This window comes from Actinoallomurus sp. NPDC052274 (assembly GCF_040679475.1).
In the GTDB taxonomy this organism is placed as follows: domain Bacteria; phylum Actinomycetota; class Actinomycetes; order Streptosporangiales; family Streptosporangiaceae; genus Actinoallomurus; species Actinoallomurus liliacearum.
Genome location: NZ_JBFAUT010000047.1, coordinates 17,538 through 38,829 on the forward strand (window position 1 = coordinate 17,538; position 21,292 = coordinate 38,829).

Annotated in this window: 13 protein-coding genes; 7 read left to right on the top strand and 6 right to left on the bottom strand. The window is 68.5% G+C overall.

Annotated features, from left to right (window positions below; genetic code table 11):
- Nucleotides 1-519 precede the first annotated feature (519 nt).
- Complete coding sequence (locus AB0K82_RS31600; protein WP_364404090.1) at nt 520-765, top strand: hypothetical protein; 246 nt, start codon at nt 520-522, stop codon at nt 763-765.
- 67 nt (nt 766-832) lie between these two features.
- Here AB0K82_RS31600 and AB0K82_RS31605 read toward each other — a convergent pair whose 3' ends face one another.
- Nucleotides 833-1,987: a hypothetical protein gene (locus AB0K82_RS31605; protein ID WP_364404092.1), complete on the bottom strand. Its 1,155-nt coding sequence runs from the start codon at nt 1,985-1,987 to the stop codon at nt 833-835.
- A gap of 233 nt (nt 1,988-2,220) precedes the next feature.
- Between AB0K82_RS31605 and AB0K82_RS31610 the strand changes: the two genes are divergently transcribed.
- Entirely contained in the window at nt 2,221-3,225 is a 1,005-nt protein-coding gene (locus AB0K82_RS31610; protein WP_364404093.1) for a hypothetical protein, read from the top strand.
- Nucleotides 3,226-3,294: 69 nt separating this feature from the next.
- Nucleotides 3,295-3,756: a hypothetical protein gene (locus tag AB0K82_RS31615; protein ID WP_364404095.1), complete on the top strand. Its 462-nt coding sequence runs from the start codon at nt 3,295-3,297 to the stop codon at nt 3,754-3,756.
- Nucleotides 3,757-3,778: 22 nt separating this feature from the next.
- Here the strand turns inward: AB0K82_RS31615 and AB0K82_RS31620 are convergent, their stop codons facing one another.
- Together AB0K82_RS31620 and AB0K82_RS31625 are read right to left on the bottom strand one after the other, a co-directional pair.
- Nucleotides 3,779-5,326 carry a hypothetical protein gene (locus AB0K82_RS31620; protein ID WP_364404097.1) on the bottom strand — a complete coding sequence of 516 codons (1,548 nt, stop codon included), beginning with the start codon at nt 5,324-5,326 and terminating at the stop codon, nt 3,779-3,781.
- Between the two features lie 47 nt (nt 5,327-5,373).
- Nucleotides 5,374-6,222 carry an AAA family ATPase gene (locus tag AB0K82_RS31625; protein ID WP_364404099.1) on the bottom strand — a complete coding sequence of 283 codons (849 nt, stop codon included), beginning with the start codon at nt 6,220-6,222 and terminating at the stop codon, nt 5,374-5,376.
- Nucleotides 6,223-7,457: 1,235 nt separating this feature from the next.
- Here AB0K82_RS31625 and AB0K82_RS31630 point away from each other — a divergent pair.
- Both AB0K82_RS31630 and AB0K82_RS31635 read left to right on the top strand, forming a co-directional pair.
- Nucleotides 7,458-9,896: an ATP-binding protein gene (locus tag AB0K82_RS31630; protein ID WP_364404100.1), complete on the top strand. Its 2,439-nt coding sequence runs from the start codon at nt 7,458-7,460 to the stop codon at nt 9,894-9,896.
- Nucleotides 9,897-10,042: 146 nt separating this feature from the next.
- Nucleotides 10,043-13,945 carry a hypothetical protein gene (locus AB0K82_RS31635; protein WP_364404101.1) on the top strand — a complete coding sequence of 1,301 codons (3,903 nt, stop codon included), beginning with the start codon at nt 10,043-10,045 and terminating at the stop codon, nt 13,943-13,945.
- Between the two features lie 156 nt (nt 13,946-14,101).
- Here the strand turns inward: AB0K82_RS31635 and AB0K82_RS31640 are convergent, their stop codons facing one another.
- The 3 genes from AB0K82_RS31640 to AB0K82_RS31650 all read right to left on the bottom strand — a co-directional run bounded on the left by AB0K82_RS31640 (nt 14,102) and on the right by AB0K82_RS31650 (nt 19,196).
- A complete protein-coding gene (locus AB0K82_RS31640) occupies nt 14,102-14,587 on the bottom strand; it encodes a hypothetical protein (RefSeq protein ID WP_364404102.1) in 486 nt (161 codons plus the stop codon).
- 158 nt (nt 14,588-14,745) lie between these two features.
- Nucleotides 14,746-18,384: a C40 family peptidase gene (locus tag AB0K82_RS31645; RefSeq protein WP_364404103.1), complete on the bottom strand. Its 3,639-nt coding sequence runs from the start codon at nt 18,382-18,384 to the stop codon at nt 14,746-14,748.
- 137 nt (nt 18,385-18,521) lie between these two features.
- A complete protein-coding gene (locus tag AB0K82_RS31650; protein ID WP_364404104.1) occupies nt 18,522-19,196 on the bottom strand; it encodes a hypothetical protein in 675 nt (224 codons plus the stop codon).
- 170 nt (nt 19,197-19,366) lie between these two features.
- On the opposite strand from AB0K82_RS31650, the gene AB0K82_RS31655 reads away from it, so the two are divergent.
- Both AB0K82_RS31655 and AB0K82_RS31660 read left to right on the top strand, forming a co-directional pair.
- Complete coding sequence (locus AB0K82_RS31655) at nt 19,367-19,948, top strand: hypothetical protein (RefSeq protein WP_364404105.1); 582 nt, start codon at nt 19,367-19,369, stop codon at nt 19,946-19,948.
- A gap of 82 nt (nt 19,949-20,030) precedes the next feature.
- Complete coding sequence (locus AB0K82_RS31660) at nt 20,031-21,281, top strand: hypothetical protein (RefSeq protein WP_364404106.1); 1,251 nt, start codon at nt 20,031-20,033, stop codon at nt 21,279-21,281.
- The last annotated feature ends 11 nt before the right edge of the window (nt 21,282-21,292 follow it).

The window sequence follows — 21,292 nt, forward strand, 5'->3', positions numbered from 1 at the left end:
AGCGGGTCGCAGGGCCAGGGCTGGGACTCGTCCGACACGTGGAACGGGATGGACGTCGCGCCACCGGGAGCCAAGCCGGGCGGTGTCGCCGCAGCGGACACCGCGGCACCCGCAGGCCGACAGACGGACGGGACCGCCGCGCAGGCGCGTTCGGCTTCGCGCTGGGACGCGCCCCCGGGCGGCACCGGTTCGACCCCTTCGGCGTCAGGCTGGGACGCGCCCCCGAGAGCCGCGCCGGGCGGTACTGCCGCAGGGGACAGCGGAAGAACGGCGGACCGGCAGGCGGGCGGGACCACCGGACCGGCGCCGTCGGCTTCGGGCTGGGACGCACCCGCGCGCGATGCCGGACCGGCGCCGTCGGCCTCCGGCTGGAACGTATCCACGAGCGATACGGTTTCGGCTCCGTCGGCTTCGGGCTGGGGGGCGCCCGCGAGCGGCACCGGGTCGGCTCCCTCGGCTTCGGGCTGGGGCGTGACGGCGAGCGACACCCGCCCGGCCCCGTCGGCTTCGGGGTGGGGGGTGCCCGCGAGCGGTGCCGCCCAGGACGGCTCCCCGCAGCGGGTGGAGAACACCTGGTTCCTCGACGACGGCGACGACGCGGACGACGACGGGGGCGGCGGCGGAACGACGCGTACGGCCTGGATGGACCGGCTGCCGCGCGTGGACGGCCCGTTGCTGAGCGCCAGGCTCGTCACCTTCGCCGTCATCTGCCTGAGCGCCTTGCTGACGCTCTCTTCGATCATCTGGCATCCCAGCGCGCCGTGAGGCGTGCCGGCCGGTGCCCGGCACGGATCCCGGACCGGTGCCGGGCCGGGATCCGTGCCCGCCGTCATCAGGCGACCGGAACGCCGGGTGCCGGCTGCACCGGCCGGACCTCGGCCTGAGCGGGGTTGGCGGCCAGTCCGGGGAAGTCTCCGGTGGCCGCCTGGATCTCGGCGACGGCCTCGGGCTTGAGCTCCGACAGCATGATGTCGTAGGCGATGTCGCGGACCTTGTCGGCGCCGAGAACCGAGTGGACCACGGAGGCGATGGTCTCCGCGAGCACCTGCTCGTAGGCCTGGAACTTCGCCTGGCCGGCCAGCGCCGGGTTCCACTCGAGCCGGTCGTTCTCACTCACCACGATCTGCAGCCCGCCGGTGACCGGATCGACGCCGTCCAGGTCGATCTCCGCGGTGATGTGTCCCCGGGCCGCCGGCGTGTTGTCCGGGGTGAAGAGCATCACCGGAACGTCGAAGGCGATCCGCGCGGAGGGCTGGCGCCGCCGGCCGGCCTCCGGCGACAGCGCCGGGACGTCGACGGTCTCCAGCCCGGACAGCATGCGGAAGGTCGAGAGGCCGAGGACGTTGTTCAGGGTCAGTGCCGTCGCACGGGTGATGGTCTCGATCTCACCCGGCTTGCGGGTCAGATAGCCGCCGAAGCTGTAGGCGAGGATGCGTTCCCGGATCGGGGAGCGCATGAAGATACGGAGGCGGACGCCACTGATCGGCAGCTCGAACTCGACGTCGGTCTCGTCGACCTTGGATCGGACATATCCCGCATCGGACCGGTCCAACTTGCCGACGAGCTTCAGTTCGCCCTCGCCGCCGGTGCGGGACAGCTGGAGGACGTACAGCGTCTCACCGAACTCGACGATCACCTCGTCGCCCAGGACGGCCGACAGCTCGCGGGCGGTCTCGTTCAGACCGTGCAACGTCTTCCGAGGCATCCGCAGGTGGAGAATGTTCTGGGAGACCACCTTTCCACCGGCCTGGGTCTCGACGTTCTCGACCTCACGTTCCGCCTGCCTGCTGGTGTAGCTCCGCACGCTGAACGCGACGACCTCGTCGTCGGTCCGGACGCCGCAGGTCGCCTTCAAGGACTTCTTCGCGCTGAGCGGGTAGGGGAGGTCCTGTTTGACATACCGGGTGGCGTCCACGAACACCGGGACGTCGTTGTTGAAGAGGCGCCGGACGTAGAACTCTTCCTTAATGTTCGTCGTAGGAGCCACTGTGCCTCGTTTTCGTGTCCTGCCGCTGACCGGCGGGCCGGTCGGCGGTAATGTCGAACGCCTGGCCGGACTGGCCAGGCGTGGCACCGGCCGCCCGGGCCGGTGCTCACCCTCCTGATCGGACCGTCTGTGAGGACGCCAGGTCGGCAAGTATCCAAAAGGGCACATGCGGGTCGCGTGCCGCACAGGACAGTCAGGCGTAATGCCGTCGGGGGTGACCGCAAAGGAGATTCATGAACAAGCTGACCGACTACGTGCTCGCCATCCGCACCGCCGGGTCGCCGCCCGTTCCCAACGTGGCCAAGACGGTCGACCTCGTTCCGGGCGATGGTGATGCCATCACCTCCGTCATCAACGGTCTGCGGGCCAGCGGGCTGACGCCGGCCGACTTCCGGGCCCGGGTCGTCTTCCTGGCGCCGGAAGGCATCAGCGGCCTCGCCACGTACGCGGCGCTGTGCGGATTCGCCGGGCGGCGGATCGACGCCTACGCCGACGGGACCGTGCTGGAGTTCTCCCGGTTGGATCGCCAGGCCGAGACCTTCGTCGACGCCGGCAAGCCTTCGGAGTTCCTCGTCTGGGCTCAGGTCGGGGGCCCGACGGCGGAGGGAGTCCCCACCGTGCAGCTCGGCGCCGGCGAGCAGGGGCTGGTCAGCCCCGAGGCGGCGTCGGTGATCCGCTACGCGGCACGTCTCCGGATGGTGCCGCCGGGCTCGGCCCGGGAGGCGCTGGCGATGTTCGTGCTCGTCGCCGCGTTGCGCCGGCGGGCGGACGACCGGTTCCCCTATCTGTCCACCGGAACCGAACCGGTCCCCGTCTCGAAGGAGGACCCGAACCAGGGGATCGACCTTGAGGCGGTCCGTCGGGAGGCGGCACGGTTTCGACAGGAGTTCCGGGCCGCGCGGAAGGGCGCCGAGGTGGTGCCTCCGGTCCCGGTCTCGGCGCGGAACCGCCGGCTCGCCGAGGCCAACGCGGTCGACATCCGGGAGCTGCTCCGGCGGCTCGGCTCCTCGCCCGACGAGCGGGGCCTGTGGTACTGCCCTCGCCCGGGCAGGCACAGCGACGGTGGCCAGAGCCCGTCGGTGAAGGTGTTCGGGGACAACCGAGCCCGCTGTCACCGCTGCGACCCGGAGAAGGCCGGTCCGGTCCGGCTGGCCGTCGACGTGCTCGACATCACTCCGGACGAGGCGGCGAACTTCATCCTGAACTCGGATCGCGTGATCAACATGTGCGCGGCCTGAGCGGATCCTCGCCGCCGACCTTCCGGCCGAACGGAGGAAGCGATCACCCGATCACAGCGCCTGCTGAACATGGTGGGACTCGTCGTGGACGGAGAGCAGGCGGGTCTCCTGCACCGCAGCGTGCTGGATCGGGTTGTCGAGATCGCCGATCGGCTCGGCTGCCGCAGCGCCGTCGCGTTCGGTGTTCTGCCGGTGTCCTTCAGCGGCGCCGATCTGCGACGGCTGCGGCGTGACCTGGACCAGGTCGTCGCCTTCGCGGACGCCGCCCGGCGAACCGGCTGGAGGCTGGGCGGCCTCTCCGCGGCCCCCGGCACCCGGCCGGTTCGCGTGGCGGAGACCTCGGGGGGCACGCTCTGGGTGGACGCGGTGCGCGGGTTCGTGCCGCGCGGATCCGCCGGCCGGCGGAGGGACGTCCCCTACGCTCGGCTTTCCGCGACGGCGCGGCGCACTCCATTAAGCGGCCTCACGGCCCCGCTGGTCGAGGCCGTGGCTCGGGCCCGGGTCCTCGAAATCTTCGAGCGGGTGCCGTGAGGCCCTGATCAGAGGCAGACGATCAGCGGGCCGTGACCTTCCCCAGCGCGGCCGACCGTCCGGACACCATCAGCTCCACCGTCGGTATGAACCGCGTCTCGGGGTTGGCGATCAGCGCGCCGATCTGACCCGCCGCGGCCATCTTCTCGACCAGCGCCCCCGGGCGTACCCCGATGACATAGTCGGCGTCCAGCGGGCTCGCCGTGGTGACGCAGCCGGTCGGCAACACCCCGTACGGTCCTTCGAAGACACGGCTGCCCGCCGGTACCAGCGAGGCGAGTGAGCGCATGACGACCGGTGCGGCCGGCCCCGTCAAGGTCACCGCCCGCAACTGCTCGAGCGCCGTCCGGACCTGGGAGACCTGCTCTTCGCTGAGGACACCGGCCGTGATGAGCGACGCCGGGCTCGGGCTCACCCGATGCCGCCGGGCGATGATGATCGAGTCACCGACGCGGCTGACCCGGGCGCCCGCCTGCGCCATGGCCTGGACGGCGTCCTGGGCGGCGCTCAGGCTGCTGAAGTCGGGCATCTGGTAGACACCGAGCGTGCCGGCGATCATCACTTGGGTGCCGCGGATGTGCACCTCGTGGACGCGCTCGTCGCGCCACAGTTCCGCGAGGTCGCGCCAGCCGTGCAGCAGCGAGCCCACCAGTGCCCCCGGCTGGGGCGCCGGTGCCTGGGCATGCGCCACCAGAGAGTTCTGCGGCGGGGCTGAGGGGCCGAGGCCGTAGTCGGGTCCCTGCCGCGCCGGACGGCCCGGTTCGGCTGACTGGACGGGCTGCGTTATCCGTACCGACGTCGGCGACTCGTACCTGACCGGTGTGGCCGTCTCCTCATGGCTGCGGGCCCGGCGCTGCGGCGTCGGACCGGGGTGCGCCTCGGGCGGTGAGTCCTGCGTGGACGCGCGAGGTCCCGGCGCCGCGGGTAGGTCTGCCGGCACCTCCGCGGGCACCGCGTCGGCCGGCCGACGCGGTGCCGCCGGTTCGGCCTGTGGCGACCTGGGGGGCGGCTTGATCGGCGTCGCCCGGGGATCGGGCGCCGACTCCGGTTCGGCCCGTACCGAGGGTTCCCGCGCGGGCGGTTCCGTGGGCGTCGGCGGATTCGGGACCTCCGTGCCCGTCGGATTTGCCGCTGCGGCGGGTGCGGCGAGTGCGGCGGGTGCGGCGAGTGCAGCGGGTGGAACGGGCTCGGCGGTGGTCTGCTCGGCGGCGTCCTGCCCGGGCGCGGCGTTCTCGGCCTGCGGATTCCAGGACGAGAACATCGCGGCCCACTCGGCCTGGCCCTCTCGAATCGTGGCCTCCGGGTTGACCTCCACCCGCTTCGCGGGGGCCTTCCGCTTGGACCGCTTCTGCTTCGCCGACGACGGTCGCTCGGCGACCGCGACCTGTCTGGATTCGGGGGTCTTTTCGGACGTGTCGTCCGCCGATTCACCTCGCTTGGAAGCGGCCTTCTTGCCGTTCCCGGACTCGCCCCGCGATTCTTCCGCGTCAAGCGAGTCGGAGCCGTCCTCACCGATGCCCAGGGTGGTCCAGAAGTCGACTCCGCTGGAGTCACCTTGTGAAGATGCCATGGTTGTCGGGGTCCTTCCAGAATTAATGCGTCGTCCGCGTTAACTGATCAGTCGGAGCTAAGGCCCAGGAGTTTCTTGAACCGGCCCGACACGGTCTTCGCCGACGATTGAATCGGTGCGGTACCGAAGATCGGGTCCTCGGTGAGGGTCTGCAGGATGCTGCGGAACGCGGCGTCCAGTTCCGGGTCCGCGCGGAGTGCGATCGGTTGGTAATTGTTCGCTGCTCGCATCCATTCGTGATCTTCCGGGATCATTCCCACGAAACGCCAGCCCGGCAACAGATCCATGACGTCCTCCGGGCTGCAGTCGACGTCGACGCGGGCCCGGTTGAGGAGGAGCGACAGCTTCTCCGGGGGGACTCCGCCTCCCCTGGAGTGCCGGGGCATGGTGATCGCCCGGAGCCAGGACTGGACCGACTCCAACGTCACCCGACTGGGCTCGACCGGAACGAGGATGGCGTCGGCGCTGGGAAGGACCAGATCGGTGAAGGTGGTGTGGTAGACCTCGGCCACCGGCGTGTCGATGAACACGAAGTCGAACGTCTTGCGCAGCGTGTTGAGGATCCGCTGATACGGCAATGAGTTGATCAGCGAGGGATCGGCAGTGATGGCTTCGGGCGGGCCGAGCAGAGCGTAAAGGCCGATCTGCGGCACGTGGGCGAGGTGGTTCCGTATGGTCTCGGACGTGATGTCGCCAGGGGAGCGGAGAAGGTCGACGACCGTCGGTGATTTGACGTTCAGATAGCGCGCGACATCTGCCTGCTGGAAATTGGTGTCCACGAGCACCACCGAGTCGGCCCGGCCCACGGACTGCAGGATGCGGGCAGCGTGGACGGCCAGGTTGACGGTCACGCTGGTCTTGCCCACACCACCCTTCGCGGAGGTGACCGCGATCACGCGGCCACGCTTGGCGGCCGTGGGCGCGGCCGCCGGTGGCACGTTCTCCGGCTGCGGATGGGTCCAGCCGTTCGCGGTCGGAGCGGGAACGCCGGGGGGCGGGCCGGCCGGCGTCGGTTGGGGCTGAACGCCCGGATGATGCGGGGCCTCCGGGGCCGACGGGACCGGATTGGCCTGGAACGGAGCCGTCTGTGGCGGGACGGTCCCGTTAGGGGCGGCAGCCGGGGGCGCCTGTGGTGTGGCGGGCCAGGGCGTCCCGGACTGAGCCGGCGCCATCGCGTGCGCGGGCGGACCCGTCTGGGAGGACGGGCCGCCAGGCGGTGTCCCCACCGGTGCGGGCCATTCCGCCTGCGGCTGCTGAGCGGCCTGGGGGTAAGGCGGTGCCGCCACCGGTGCGGGCCATCCCCCCTGCGCCTGCGACTGCGGGGGCCACACCTGGGACTGCGTGGGCGGCTGGGGCGGAGCGGGGGGAGCGGACGTCCGCGGCGCCGGCGGAGTCGCCTGTCGTGCGGGGCCCGCGGGCGGTACGGACTCGGCCTGGTGCGCAGGTTCCGGCCGAGAGCGGGACTCCGGAGGGGGCGACGCCGTTTCCGGGCGAGGGTGTGACTCCGGTTCCGGACGAGGGGGAGCCGCCGGTTCGGGCGCCGGCTCGCCGTCCACCAGGCCGAGGGCCGTCAGCAACTGCGACATCCTCACCTGGCGCTCGGTGACCTTCACCTCGGCGCTGAAGGAGTCGCCGCGTTCGGCGAAGTAATCGTGGACGAGGACGGTGAATCCGTTGCTCGCGAGGCTGTTCGCCAGGGTCTCCACGCCCGCGCCCCTGACGTCCTCGACGAACCCCGGTGCGAACATGAACGCCGCCGGTGCGGCGACCTCTCCCCTCCTGGAGAGATGGCGAAGCTCTTTCGCGGAGGCGACGTCGAACACCGCGGGGAACTTCCGGGTCTCCCGTAGTTTCCGCCCGATGCCGGTGTCCCCCGCCACGACGACGGTCGGTGCGGTAGCCATCACAGTGTCCTCGGTTTGTTGCTCTGATCATCGGTCAGGCGATCGAATTCGGCTTCTGAATCCGACTGTGCGGATACCGGCGGCTGCCGCCAGTGGTAGTTGCCGGACTGTCTGGCACAGAGCTTCACACGATCCGGGAGATGACCCCGATGCCCAGCCTCAAAGGGACCTTTCAGCGACTGACCGGGACCAGCCGGGCAGGCCGGTCGGATGCCGATACCGCCACGATGTGGACGACTCCGTACGCATGGCGGACCACTGACGGCACCTACGTCGGCTACAACGGCGAGGTCTGGATGTACCGCACGTTGCCGTTGTCGCCCATGAAGTGGGAGGACCCGGAACAGCAGTTGTCGCTGGCATCGCCGTTCGCTCAGCTCCTCGCCGACCTGGGCGGCACCTCGCGGCAGCCCATCGGCGGCCTGGCGACCCTGTCCAGCAACCGGAACGTTCACCTCGTGTCGATCAGCTGGGACGACCTGGTCGTCCCGCCGAAGGAGAACACCGAGGAGCTGCGCGCCTACCAGGCCGAGGCGTTCGGCTTCCTGGCCCCTAAGCGCGCGCTCTTCGTCGGTGTCCAGCTCCGCTCGTCACTGCTGGACAAGGCGACCAAGAGCACGACGAACCGGGGATCGCTCCTGAAGAGCATGACCGAGCTGCTCAAGGAGACCATCAGCGAGGATGTGCCGAAGCTGGAGCCCTACAAGAAGGACATCGAGGTCGTCACGGCGATCTTCGACCGGAGCAACGCGCAGATCCCGACCCGGCAGGAGCTGGACCAGCTCGAGGCCTGGTACAACCTCGGGAACGGGCCCGACGCGGTGATCGAGGAGCTGCCGACCCGCCTCGTGGTGAACGGCGTCGGCGAGCTGGAGATGGCCGCCATCATGCGCTTCGACCAACCGCTGATGCCCTCCCCGTACGCGCAGTGGGCGATGGACGCGATCAGCCATCCCGGTGACGCGCCCCACGTAATCTCGATTCGCGCCGAGCTCGAACCCGCGAACCTGACGCGGGCGCGGGCCCGCCGGGCGCAGCGGCGGATCATCGCCAACATGGAGGAGGAGCAGAAGACCCAGGACCTGGAAAAGGTGGAGCTCTCCGAAACCTTCCAGCAGGCCAAGGAGATCGAGGACTACCTGGCGGGGTCCAACCAGCCCATGCTGGCGAACTGCAGCTTCGTCATGGCGCGCGAGGTCACCGACGAGACCGAGACCTACCTGGACTTCCTCAGCCAGAACTACGGGATCCAGATGAAGGCCCTGGAGCACCGGCAGATCCAGGCGCTGGAGGAGACGCTGCCGTGCTCGTCCGTACGGGTCAACCCGTTCCTGCAGGACGTCAACGTGCCGATGGTCTCGCACGCCGGCCTGCAGTCGTTCTCCCGGCTCGGGGACGACACCGGGGTCTTCGGCGGCGTCATCGACCCGGACGGGACGCCCTTCTTCATCGACCCGCTCGGCGCCCCCCGGAAGAACCTGCCGCCGGTGTTCGGGATCTTCGGTGACCCGGGTAGCGGCAAGACGTTCTTCGCTCAGTCCATCGCCGTCCAGTCCGTGTTGAACGGTCTCCCGGCCATCTTCGTCAACCCGAAGGGCGGCGACTCGCTGTACGGCATGGTCGACTACGCGGAGAGCCTCGGAGTGCCGAGCGGGCGAGTGTCCATGTCGGCGCTGGAGGACACTCCGGGCGCCTTCGACCCGTTCCGGTACGCACCGCCGACCATCGCCGCGGAGATCGCCAACGTGCACATCCTGTCCGCCCTGGACGACTTCCGGGACGGCCTGACGCTGCAGGAACGGCTGGCGCTGGGCTCCGGTCTGAAGCGCGGGGCGCTCAACGGGGCGCGGTGCGTGTGGGAGGCGCTGGAGTACATCCCGGGGGAGGACGCGGACCGGTTGCGCGGCCTCATCGAGCAGCAGATGGAGGCGTCCAGCATGTTCTCGCTGGGCGTCGCGCTCAAACCGCTGCCGAGACTCGACATGACGACGCAACGGCTCACTCTGGTCGACTTCGACCGTGACCTCGGTCTCCCCGAGGGAAAGACCGCGAACGAGTACTCGGTCTCCGAACGGATCGCGCTGGCCGCCGTACGGCTGGTGATCCGCGCGTCATTGGAGATCCTCATCGCCAACCGGGCCGGCGTCCTGATCGTCGACGAGGCGTGGACCTTCCTGTCGCAACCGGAGGGGCTGGCGTCCCTGCAGCGGATCTCCCGTGAGGGCCGGTCCCTCAACATCCTCCCGGTCTTCCTCACCCAGCGGATCGCCGACGTGGTGACCAAGGACCTGGAGTCCTACCTCAGCCGTGTGATGGTGCTGAAGCTGAACGAGAAGAAGGAGGCGGAGACGGCCGTGCGGCTGTGCGGACTGCGCCCCACCCCGCAGCGGCTCGCCGAGATCCGCGAGTTCGGACCGCTTCCGGCGGAGGGCGACCGGCCCGCCCGCTGGGCCCGCGGCATCTTCCGCGACCTGGCGGGTCAGCACGCGCAGGTCGTGCTCGGCCCCACGCCACCGGAGGCCGCGGCGGCGTACAGCACGAACCCGCTGGACCGCCAGGAGCGCGAGCAACGACGCCTGGCGCGGGACGCCGCGGAGCGCGCCCAACAGGACGCGGCAGCGGCCGCCGCGGCCGAGGGAGGAACCGATTCATGGCTCGTCGGCTGAGCTCGCGCGCCGGACGGTCGCGGTCCGGACCACCACGCGGGACGCGGAGCGCCCCCGCGAAGCCGCGCTCCGGGCGGCCGCGCGGCTCCACCGAGAGCGCACGGTCCGGGCCGCACCGCGGTTTTCAGCTCCTCGCGTGGCTCTTCGTGGTCACGGTCTTCTGCGGGCTGGCGCTGGTGTCCGGCAACGGCTTTGGACTCGGCGGTCACTCGCACGCGTCCGCGACCGCCGCCGCGTCATCGGCGGCTTCGCCCACGGCCCCGGTGCGTACGGTCACGGGAGCATCGGCCGGTTCGACGACGGTGGCCTCCGTCCTTCCGGACGTGGACGGTCAGGTACTCGCGGCGCCCCCGCGTGTCGACGGCATCGAGAAGAGCGGTATCTGCCAGGGGTACAAGGAGAGAAGGAACTTCCTGCCACTGAACCGCTGGACGTCCTTCGGCCTGTTCACCGTGGACAACGCTTGGATCATGAAGGTCCGGCTGTTCGTCTCGATGCTCGCGAGCCTGGCGTTCATGTTCGCGGCTCTGCTCTGGCAGCTGATCGGCACGGTCATGGGTTTCGGCTACACCTTCGACATGGTGTGCTGGGCGGCTCCAGGGATCAACGCGGCCGTACACGACCTCTCGATGTGGGCGTCGTGGTTCCTCATCCCGGTCTGGCTCTTCATCCTGGCGGCGGTGATCAAGCGCTGGAACAGCGGGAAGAACGGTCCGGCGGCCGCCATGCGCCTGCTGTTGGTGTTCCTGTCGGCCACCGGAATGATCTTTTTCATGGCCGACCAGTCCGGCAAGCACATGGACGATCCGACGGCGAAGTACACGGTGCCGTGGATGGCCAGGTCGGTGCAGGGCTGGTTCGGGTCGATGTCGAGATCACTGACCAGCCTGACGGACCTGGGGAGCAACGGCGCGACGGCGTTCTACGACAACGATCCGCTGTACGCCGGGAACGTGACCTGCGCGAAGCTCGACGACACCCTCTACACGCATTACGGCAATCAGAATTCCGGCACCATGCGCGACGGCTCCATGAGCGAAATGGCCGATGGGGTCGGAGGCATGCAGCAGATCAGCAAAATCTGGGAGATCACTTTCGTCCGGTCCTGGGTGGCCGCGCAGTTCGGCGACGGAGACGAGCACCATCCCAGCCCCGCGCACGCCGCCTGCCGCTACCTCGAGTCGAACGCCGACGTTCCGGTGCAGGAGAAGCTGGACGCCTACGACATGGCGACAGGGCATAAGATAGGCACCACGACACAGGGCATCAAGCGCGGCTATTTCATCGCGCCCAGCAACAATGAGCAGCTCATCATGGTGGCCTGGGGTGCCTGCAAGAGCAAGACCGGGCTATCGGGTGATGGCCCTCTCCCGCAGTGGAGCCCCGCCAAGATCGACGACAAGGCCGGTGCCTGCGACCAGATCTTCAGCGGCCAGACGTCCGAGGGCATGGGCAAGTTCATGATGGACTTGATCACTGGCACGTACAAGATCAACGGGTTCTACTTCAACGGCAATGATGAGCTGAGCGGCAAGCTCGGGGACTGCATCGCGTCCGACAAGGAAGACGTTGCGGAGAACTGTCGGGCCGACTGGAATTTCGTCAGCGGCTGGCTCGGTGCCAATCAGGCCGAACGCATCACTCAGGGGTTGCTGTCCGCCATCATCGCCGTCGTCTTCCTGTTCACTCTCGGACCGATGGCGGTCGGCCTGACGCTGACGAGCGTGGCACTGGCCGTCCTCTGCATGATCCTGCCACTGTCCTTGATTCTCTTGGCTGCAGGAGCAGAGTCGGGAAAGAAAGCCTTGAAAGCGACCGGGGCCGCAGCCGGTGGAAAATTCGTCTTCACCCTAGGGTTGGCGTTCCTGACCAACTTCATCAGCCTGACAAATGATGTCGTTCACGCCTCCATCGGCAACACTCCGACCCCCAACTTCTTCCAGCAGGCGCTGCAAGGCGGTGCGCCCCTGCTTGGGCTCTTCCTTTTCAAGAGAGGCGCCAAGTGGCTCGGGCTCGGAGACCTCTCCAAGATGACCGGCATGCTGGGCTTCGCCGGCGCCGCGATGATGAGGGCCACGAACGACAAGAGCATGTACCAGGGCGCGGCCGACCGCCTCTCCCGCGGGCTCGGCCGGATCGGTGTCGGTGAGAAGCGGCTGAGCGCGCTGGACGAGCGGTCGCTGCAGCGACGGATGATCAACAACAAGGCGACCAGAGCGGCGGCTCGTGGGGTGGGTAAGGGACTCAAGCGCGCCGGCAAGCGGGTGGGGAAACCGGTCGCGGACTGGACGAAGGACAAGTCCCAGCCGGCCGTGAACTGGACGAAGGACAAATACCAGGCAGGGCGTGCGGCCGTCGGTGGCGTCCTTACCCGCAGAAGGAATGATCTGGCCCGGATGATCAGGTCCGGTTCGCCCGCGCAGCGGGCGGCCGGGTACGCGGCGCTTGCCGCGGGCGGCGCCGCCGTGACCGCCCTGGCGCCTGGAATGCTGACGCTGGCGTCGCTGCCACTGATGCTGGGCGCGGGTGCCGCGGCGCTCGGCAAGACGACGCAGGCCGTCACTGGGCACGCCAGCGAGCGGATGAAGAGAGCGATTCGCCTCGCCAGCTTCCTTGAACAAGGGAAGGACGGCAATAAAGTCGGTAGCCTCAAGGAGGGGTCGGCCGCCGGGGTGGTGTTCACGAACAGCCCGAACACGGCCAAGAGGCTTGCCGAAAATAATCAACGCAACCTGATGAGGGTCAACGACAAGGAGCAGCGGCGACGCCTGACGACCGAACAGGTCACGCAGAGCCTCGATGCCGTGCGTGCCAGGCAGTTCGGCGCCAACCATGCGGATGGATACAACCCGACTTTTCGTGGATTCACCGACGAGGTGGATCGGCAGAAGGCGCTGAACGAAACGGCGGCCAAGATGGGGGCCAAGCCCGAGCAGTTGAATCTCAGTACGCAAGGCTTGTTGCTTCCGAATGTCCTGTCCTTTGATAAAAATGGGCAGCGAAAGATCGACCAGAGCGCCCCTTTGGCGCTTAAGGCGCATCCCGCGAACTGGGTGCCTCAACACGTCTGGGACCATCAGGTGATCAACGGAGTGAGAGAAACCGATGATCAGCGCAACGTGCGGATTTGCTCGTATATTCAGGAATGCGGTTACCTGACCCCCGACGGTGAGTGGATCAGCCCGGCGGGCGACGTTCGTGATCCAGCGGTTCGGGCGCGGATCGAGGCGGGGGGCGGAGAGCTTGCGAAGATGGTCATCAAGCCCCGCCGGCCGGCGGATGATGCCATGCGGGCCGGCCGGGTCTGGTTGGGGAATGAGGTCAGCAGGACGTACGTCGAGTCCGGTGAGCTGATGAGTACCGCCCGCGACGAGATCAAGGACGTCGGGAAGGTCAGGGTGGCCTTGCCGAGCGGCAGGGACTCGACGGCCGAGGAGGTGCATGTCGAGCTGGAGCGGAAGTGCGACGACATGAAGGTCATCCTGCGGCAGGTGGAAGCCCTGCACGAGAGGAGTCGTTCGATGGGCTCCGCGGACTTCCGCGACAGACTCGCCGATCTGAACGACCTGGGTCGCGAGCGTGCCCAGGAGATCGAAGAGCTGACCAAGATGATGCGGGATGTCGCCGACGCCTCCTCGTCGGCACGCAACGCCTGGCAGGTCTGGGCGGAGGTCTACGATCCAGCGGCCGATCTGGACGATATCGGCAAGGCGAAAGAGCAGATCGACCGGCTCAACGCCATGACGCATGCGCGCCAGGCGGAATGGCATCAGGAGTTGGAGAAACTGCTTGGCCGCGTCTCCCGAATGCCCCACCTCTGGGGAGATTCTGCGAGAATGGAAGCCGTCCTAGACGAGCTCAAGAACAAGATCGATAATCGAATGGCCGGCGAGAAATGGGACAATCGTGTTCTAACGGACAAGCTTGAGAGCATCGAGCGGGTTTTTGAAGATGAGTTCGCGAGGATGGCATCCGATCCGCGCGCCTCGTCGGACCGCACGCCCAGGCTCCGGGAAATGCTGGATCGAATGTTCGACCGGTCGGGTTGATCGGCCGTCCGTGCGGCCAGGCAAGAGCCGCACCGACCCGGGAACGAGATCGGCCTCCACCCGTAGCGGGTGGAGGCCGATCGGTTTTCGGAGGCCCCTTGCCGGGGCCGCTCATTCGATGGCTGGTTCCCGTCGGCCGCCTGCCGCTCGCCACGGTCACCGGCAGTTGAGGTCCATGACCAGCGACAAACGTTCCAGCTGCGCGTCCAGGCGCAGCTTGCCGTTCTCGATCGTGCCCGTGACCGGGTCCGTCCGGTCGGGGAAGTAGATCGTGATCTTGTCGCCGACCTGCGTCCCCTGGAAGGGGCGCGGCGTGCCCATGTCGTACCACTGGCCGGTGCGGTCCGACCGGTCCCTCTCCTCCAAGGTGCCGCTGATGGCCACCGACCCGTTGCTGGACGGGGCCCCGGCCGTCCAGGACAGCACCGACTCCTGACCGGCGTCCTTGACGTCCTCGCCGAACCTGCCGTCGACCTTGTCGACCGTGCAGAACTTTTGGGGGTGGTCCTTCGAAGTCTGCGGCGTGTTCTGGCGACCGTCGCCGGAGCCGCCGAAGCCCTTGAGTATCAACGCCCCCGTCACGACGAGGATGATGATGACGACGCCGGTGATGATGGAAACAATCTTCGTGCCCTTGCGCATGTCAATACCCCTTGGAATTCAGGACGCGCGAGGGCTGGAACTGTTGTCCGGCCCATTGTGCGTCGTAATTGGCGCCACCGTGGGCCGGAGGCTCTTCGTTGTTGCGTGACAGGGATTATTTCACACCTGGCCGGCATCGATCCAGCCGGTCCGGTCATTCACTGGGTCACCCGCCCTCCGGTGACGAACACGTCCCGATACCACCCGTGTGTGATGTCCGAGATTTTGACGACGTCACCGGTGTGCGGCGCGTGGATCATCTTTCCACCGCCGATGTAGATGCCGACGTGGCCCCATTCATGCATCGCGATGAGATCGCCCGGCTGCAAGTCGCTGTAGGAGACGCTGTGGACGTGCGAATCCTTCCACTGTGTGGGGACGTAGTGCGCCAGGGTCACCTGTCCGCCGGTCGCGTTGTACACCGCGTACAGCGTGAGCCCGGAACAGTCGAAGCCGGGCTTGCCGCTGCCGTTCGAGTTGGTGCCGACGGTGGGCCCATGGATGTCTCCGCCACCGAACTGGTAGGGCAGCCCGATCCACTTGCTGGCCCAGGCGACGATGCGCTCGCCCAGCGTTCCATTCAGGTTGCCGAGGGTAGCCGGTCCGCCCCCGGGCGCGCCCCCCGACGTCGACTCGGCGGATCCGTTCGCGAGCGAGCCGATACGCTGGCCGGCGCTGTTGAACGGGCTGATGACGCCGCCGAAGAACCACGCGTAGTCGATGGCGACCTGGGAGAGAGGCAGTGTCGTGCCGTCCGACCCGCCGAGGTTCGCCGATGCCTGCGTCGCGTCATCGGCGGACGGCGGCTGGATTTCTTTGAGCGGGCGCGGCGCCAGCCGGGGGATGACCAGCGGGTCCTGACCCACCACCGGGTCCGTCGGCTTCACGGCGGCGTCCGCGGCCTGGTAGTAGTTGCCCAGGCCGGTGAGGTTGTCCGCGTTCGCCGCGTCGCTGCCCGCCAGACTGGTGGCGAGGTCGGCGAGTTCGCCGTTGAACCCCGGTGACCAGGAGCCGACCATGCACGCGCGGTCCGTCCCCGGCTCGGTGATCTGGTTGGCGGTCTCCAGGGTGGACAGCTTCTGCCGCCAGGTGTCCAGGTCCTTCTCGGGCGGGTCCTTCAGCGCCGCGAACTCCGTTGCGAGCGGTGCGATCTTGTTCAGGAACGCCGTCATCACCTTCGTACACGCGTCGGACGCGACGAGTGATGTGCTCGGGCCGATGACCGAGAACATGTCGAGGTCCTTGCCCATCGCGATGCTCAGCGACCGCCAACCGCCGACCATCGGCTGGAAGTCGCCCTTTTTCTTCTCCCGTTTGTCCGGTGGAACGGCCTCGCCGGCGAGCACGAGCTTCGCGGCGCCATCGATGTTCTTCGCATCGTCACACCGGTCGGCGACTCCGGCCTTGGCGGCCTCCTGCGGCGTCATGGGGAAGACGCCCTGGCGCTCCGTCGACTTGTCGTCGCACTTGTCGGTCTTCCACTTACTGGCGGCGTAGCTGACTTCCAGCGCCTCGTTGATGAGGGTCTGTTCCGCGGCGGACCGGTTCTCCTCGACGGTATAGGTGAACTTCTTGTCCACGTGCTGGCCGCCGGTGACCAGGTACAGCTCCGGCATGCGGGTGACCTCACAGTGCCAGATCGAGATGATCTTGAAGTTGACCGACCAGGGCTTCTTCGAGTCTTCCGGCGGCAGGGCGCACGGTGCGTCCGGCTGTGCGGTGCGCTCCGCGAAGAGGCCGGACGCCTCGATGACCTTGCTCCAGTACTTACGGGCGTTCTCCTGGTCCTCCTTGTCCCCGTCGGCCACCCACTGGGGACTGGATGGATCGCTGTGCACTTTCTCCGCCCAGTAACTGAGCTTGCGGGCGACGTAGTACGAGGAATCGCACGGATTCTGCGGGTCCAGCCCCCATTGGGGCCCCCTCATGTCGGCGACCGCGCTCGGCGTCAGCAGGTACGGCCCGGAGCCCTGGGCGCCCTTACCGCCGATCGGTGGGCTGGGGTTGCCCACGGGGCAGCCGTCGGCCAACACTCCCTCGGGGATGTCCGTCCGATCGGCGGTACTCGTCGCGGACTGCAGGTCGGCGGCGGCGGTGACGGCTTCGAGGTCCGCCGTGGCCGCGGTCGAACCGCTGGACGAGGACGCGGCCACGCGGGGACCCATGTCGGCCGGCCGCACCGTGGTGCCGTTCGGCCGGTACGCCGCAGGCTGCGCCCCGATGGCGGGGTGCTCCTTGGCGGCCTGGGCCATCTTCTTCATCACGTCGTCGACGTAGCCCCACATGGTGGGGTTCACGTCGCAGGCCGCCGGGCACTGGTCCCAGGTACTCGGCTTATTCGCCGAGCTATCGCTGCCGGTGAAGTGCTTGACCGCCACCGACTGCCACATGTGCCACTTGTTCCAGTACTTGATGAAGTCGGTTTTCGCTCGTTTGTCCTGGATGCTCGGTGGTGCGTCGCAGGCGGTCTGGTAGCCGTAGTTGTCGCCTGCGGTCCGCCAGGTGTCGGGCATGTACTGGTAGGCGCCGCAGGCGGCGTTCCTGCTCCCCGCGTCGTATCTGCCGCTCGACTCGTGCATGCGCATGGCCCACATGAACCAGCCGAGTTGGTGGCTGAGGTCGCCGGGGGGCGGGCCGGGGTGACCGGGCGCGATGGACTTCGACTCGCCGTCTCCCGTGATCCCCTTGATCGCTTCGGGTCCCGCCCCCTCCGTGTTACCGGCCGTGATGTCGTCCCCGCTGCCGGTTCCGCCGGCCGGAGCGATCTCCGGGGTCGTACGGCCCTGGTCACGGTCGACGTTGTCGTACGGGCTGTAGCGGGCGAAGTCCGTCTGGGCCACGACGATGCCGGCCAGAACGGTCCAGGGCACGGTGGAGTAGTCGGCGGAGGCCTCGGACTCCGCACGGTCGGCGGCCTGTTGCAGCACCAGCAGCCACCTGTCGGGAAAGTACTTGGCGACCAGTGAGTTCGACCGGCCGTCCGGCTGGCCCGGCGGCTTGTCGTCCGCAGTCGCGCCCAGAATCATGGGAAGGATCAGGAACAGGGCGAGCGGAAGGCTGAACCCACCGAGGACGAGGGCTTTTACCTTGCCGTTCCCAGACCCGGCGCCCTCCGCTTCCTGGTCGGGCTGGCCACTCCTGCCTCCCTTGCCGCTCTTCTTCTTGTTCTCCTTGCCCGAGACGCCGGCGCCCTCCTTGAACCGCTTCCCGTGACGGGTATTCAGCAGCTTCCCGCCGGGCCCCCTGTTCAACAACGCCTGGCCGGCCCTTGTATTGAGCCCCTTCTTGGCGGCGTCCCACATCGGCCCGGCCTGCGCGGCGAGGTACGTGTTGGCCGCCTGCCCACCGAGATGGGCGGCCTTCTCCCCGAGGTCCTTGCCCTCCGGCTTGCGCGGCAGCTTGTTCGCTACGTCACCGGCCTTCGACCCCAGCCCGCCGGCCTTCTGCGCGAGTCCCTTGTCCGCTCCCATGCCCGAGCCGCCCTTCGCGGGCTTGGGGACGTTGGACCCCGCCGCGTCGCGCATCGGGTTCGCGCGGCCGCCACGGGAGCCGCCGCTCCTGCCGCCGCTTCCGCCTCCGCCGAGCTCCGGTTCGCTACTCGGCGGTCCGGTCTTCCCGCCTCCGGAGCGGTTCTTGCTGACGAGATCGCGGCCGCGCGGGGGCGCGGCCTGACGCGGCTCAGGGCCGGGCGACGCGCCCGGTTCGCCGGTCTCCGCCGGAGCGGCCTCGGGCGGCTCGCTCGGGGGCGGCCCGGCAGGGACGGGCGGCTGAGGAGGGTTGTTGCCGGCCTCGTTCACGCGGCGCCTCGCTGGGGTTCTGCGATCGGATCGCGAGCGGGGGGACTGACTGAAGATGACCGTCCGGAGACGCGATCATGAGGCAAGCGTCTCCCGGCTGTTCTCGTGGCGGCCATCGCGGCGGGCGGCGTGGTCTCCTACTGCGCGTGGACCGCGTAGCCGGACTGGTCGCGTTCGACCGCGACCCGGTACTGGTAGGCCTTGCTCGCTCCACCGTGGGTGATCATCGCGCTGAACAGATACAGGGTGTTTCCGGTGACCGATGGATCGGTGACGGTCACCTGCCCGATGACGGAGCCCTGCGGAGTACGGCGGGCCTTGGGAGGCCTGGCGCGGCCGATGAACGGAATGCCGGTCCAGTCCCCAGTGGCCGCGGCCTTCGCCGCCGCCAGGGCGACGTTCCGCGCACCGGCCGGGACCGCGGCCGTTCCGCCACCGACCTTCGGTATCTCGACCGCATCCGTGGCGGCGAAGTCCCCGGTCGGCTCAGGTCCTGTGGGACCGCCCGGACCCGGAGTGGGCGTGCCGGCGTCGGACGCGTCCGGCGTGGGCGTGCCGGCCTCGGACCCGTCCGAGGCGGAGGGCGTGGCATACGGGTTGATCTTCTGCACCGAATAGGCCGGCGGCCGCGACGAGGTGGTCGTGCCGGACGGCGTGTCCGGCTCCAGCAGCGCGCTGAGCAGGAGCAGCAGGCCGATTCCGGCGAGCGCGACCCAGACCGCGAGGTTCCACCATTCGGGAAGCTCAGTGCGGTGCCACGGGCGGCGGCGCCGGTTGAACCCCTCGCGGACGTAGTCGGTCATCTTCGGCATGTCGTTGACTGTCGCCGTTGGCGGCCGGTGGGCAACCGGTGAGTCATCTCGCGGGCGGTCGCGGTGCTGGCGGTTCGGCCGAGAGTACGGACGGTCGGATGCGTGAATGAGCGGAGCGAGCGAGCCATGTGCGCAGTGTGTCTGGTCACTCCTCCGACAAAGGAGGACGCATGAGCGAGGAAGCCGTGGAGGACATGCGTGGGCCGGTGATGCTCGCGGCCACCAACATGCTCAAGCCGCCGCCGGCCGTCATCGGCAGCATCAACCGGGAGATCACGCTGCCTCGGACCATCAAGCTCACCACGCTTCTCGCCGTGGGCATCGGCGCCGTGCTGGGCTTCGTCGCAGCGCTGTTCATCGTCGGAGCCGGCATCGACGCGCTGATTTACGGGCCCACGCTGGGGGGTGGAGTGGGGTGGATCGTCGTCAGCTTCTCCCCGCTCCGGGGGGAGTCGCTCGCGAAGTGGCTCGGTCTGCAGGCGAACAGCGCCCGCAAGCGCAAGCTCCTCGTCGACGGCAGGCCGGTGCGCCTCTATGTGGGCATCGCCCCACTTCGCCGGACCGCCGCGGGGACCGTCCGGATACTTCCGGGAGGCGTTCCGGTCGACGGTGCGAGCTGGGACGAACGCGGCGTCCCGCAGCAGGAGATCCCCAATATGACCAGGCTCCCCGCCGCACCCCGCAGCCAGGGCCGGCGTCTCGCCGCGTCCACCGAACTGTCCAGCCAGCAGAGGCGTAAGAGGCGTATGTGACGATGCGCCGAATCTGACGTTTGCGCATCGGGGTCGCGTCCGAACTGTTCTCTGTGCCGGGCGTTCGTAGCAGGAGGAGAAGATGCCAGCGGAGTCACCCACCCGTTTCGTGATGGTCCCCGCTCGGCGCTCGAACGAGCCGACGGCGCGCAAACGGGCCAGGAGGATCCTGGGCGTCCTCTTCCTGGCCGCAGGCCTCAGCGTTGTCGCGGTGTTCTTCTCGCTGGTCAAGGGGAGCACGAAACCGGACCTGTCAACGGTCGATCCCAAGGGGCGCGACCTGGCGTACACGGCGGCGGTGAACTTCCTGTCGGGCGCGTACCAGGCAGTGCCGCGCGCCAACACCCTGAATCCGGACGACCTCGCGAAGGCGGGTCCCGACCTTCTCACCGGGCAGTCCAGTGCCCCCCTGCGCTACCAGTCGCTGAGCTGGGTGGGCTTCACACCGGAGCACTTCGGCTCGGCCCGGTCCGGTTTCGTCGACTTCGAGGTACATCACTTCCTGGTCGTCCTCCCGGACTCCTCGTCCTCGCCCTCGACGGCGCCGTCGCCGACGGCGCCGTCGAGGGGTAATGGCGCCCCGCGGGCCAAGAAGACCTCACCGGCCCAGGGAACGGGTCCCCAGGCGGGACAGCCCGGGACACCGACCACGGGGGCGGGATCGAACGCCCCGACCTCCGGCGTTCCCGGCGCGGCGCCGACCGCCGGCTCTTCGGCCGGCCCGAACGCCAGTCCGTCGCCGTCGTCCACGACCCCCGGTGACGTCGCGCAGGCGCCCGCCTCGAACGTCCTGAAGCTGGACGTCCCGCTGCTCATGACTCCCCAGGGCCCTCGGCTGTCGGCGGCGCCGACGTTCTCCGTGTGGACGGGCGGCGCCGGCGCACCTAACGGAGTCGGTGACTACACCAACTTCGGCGGTCTGACGGTGGACGTGAGCGAACCGGTGAAGAACCAGATCGCCGCGTGGGCCAAGGCCTATGTCAACGGCGACACCACCAGCCTCCTCGCGATCACCGGCGACCAGAACAGCCACCATCACTACGTCGGCCTGAGCGGGTTCACCCTGCCCGACTCACCCGAGGCTGTGCAGATCATGTCGGCGATCAAGGCCGACAAGGGACAGTTGGTGGTCCGCGCGAGGGTCATGCTTGCCAGATCGTCATCCGGCGGGACGGTCTCCGGTACGAACGGCACCACCCAACAGTTCGTCACGTTCGCGGACTTCGACCTCCTGGTGGGGGCACCGGCCGGAGCACAACCACCGATCCTCTCCTGGGGGCCGGCGGGGTCCGCGGCCGAACTGGAGCCGTACTCGAACGCCCTGAATTCCTGACCGGGAACTCA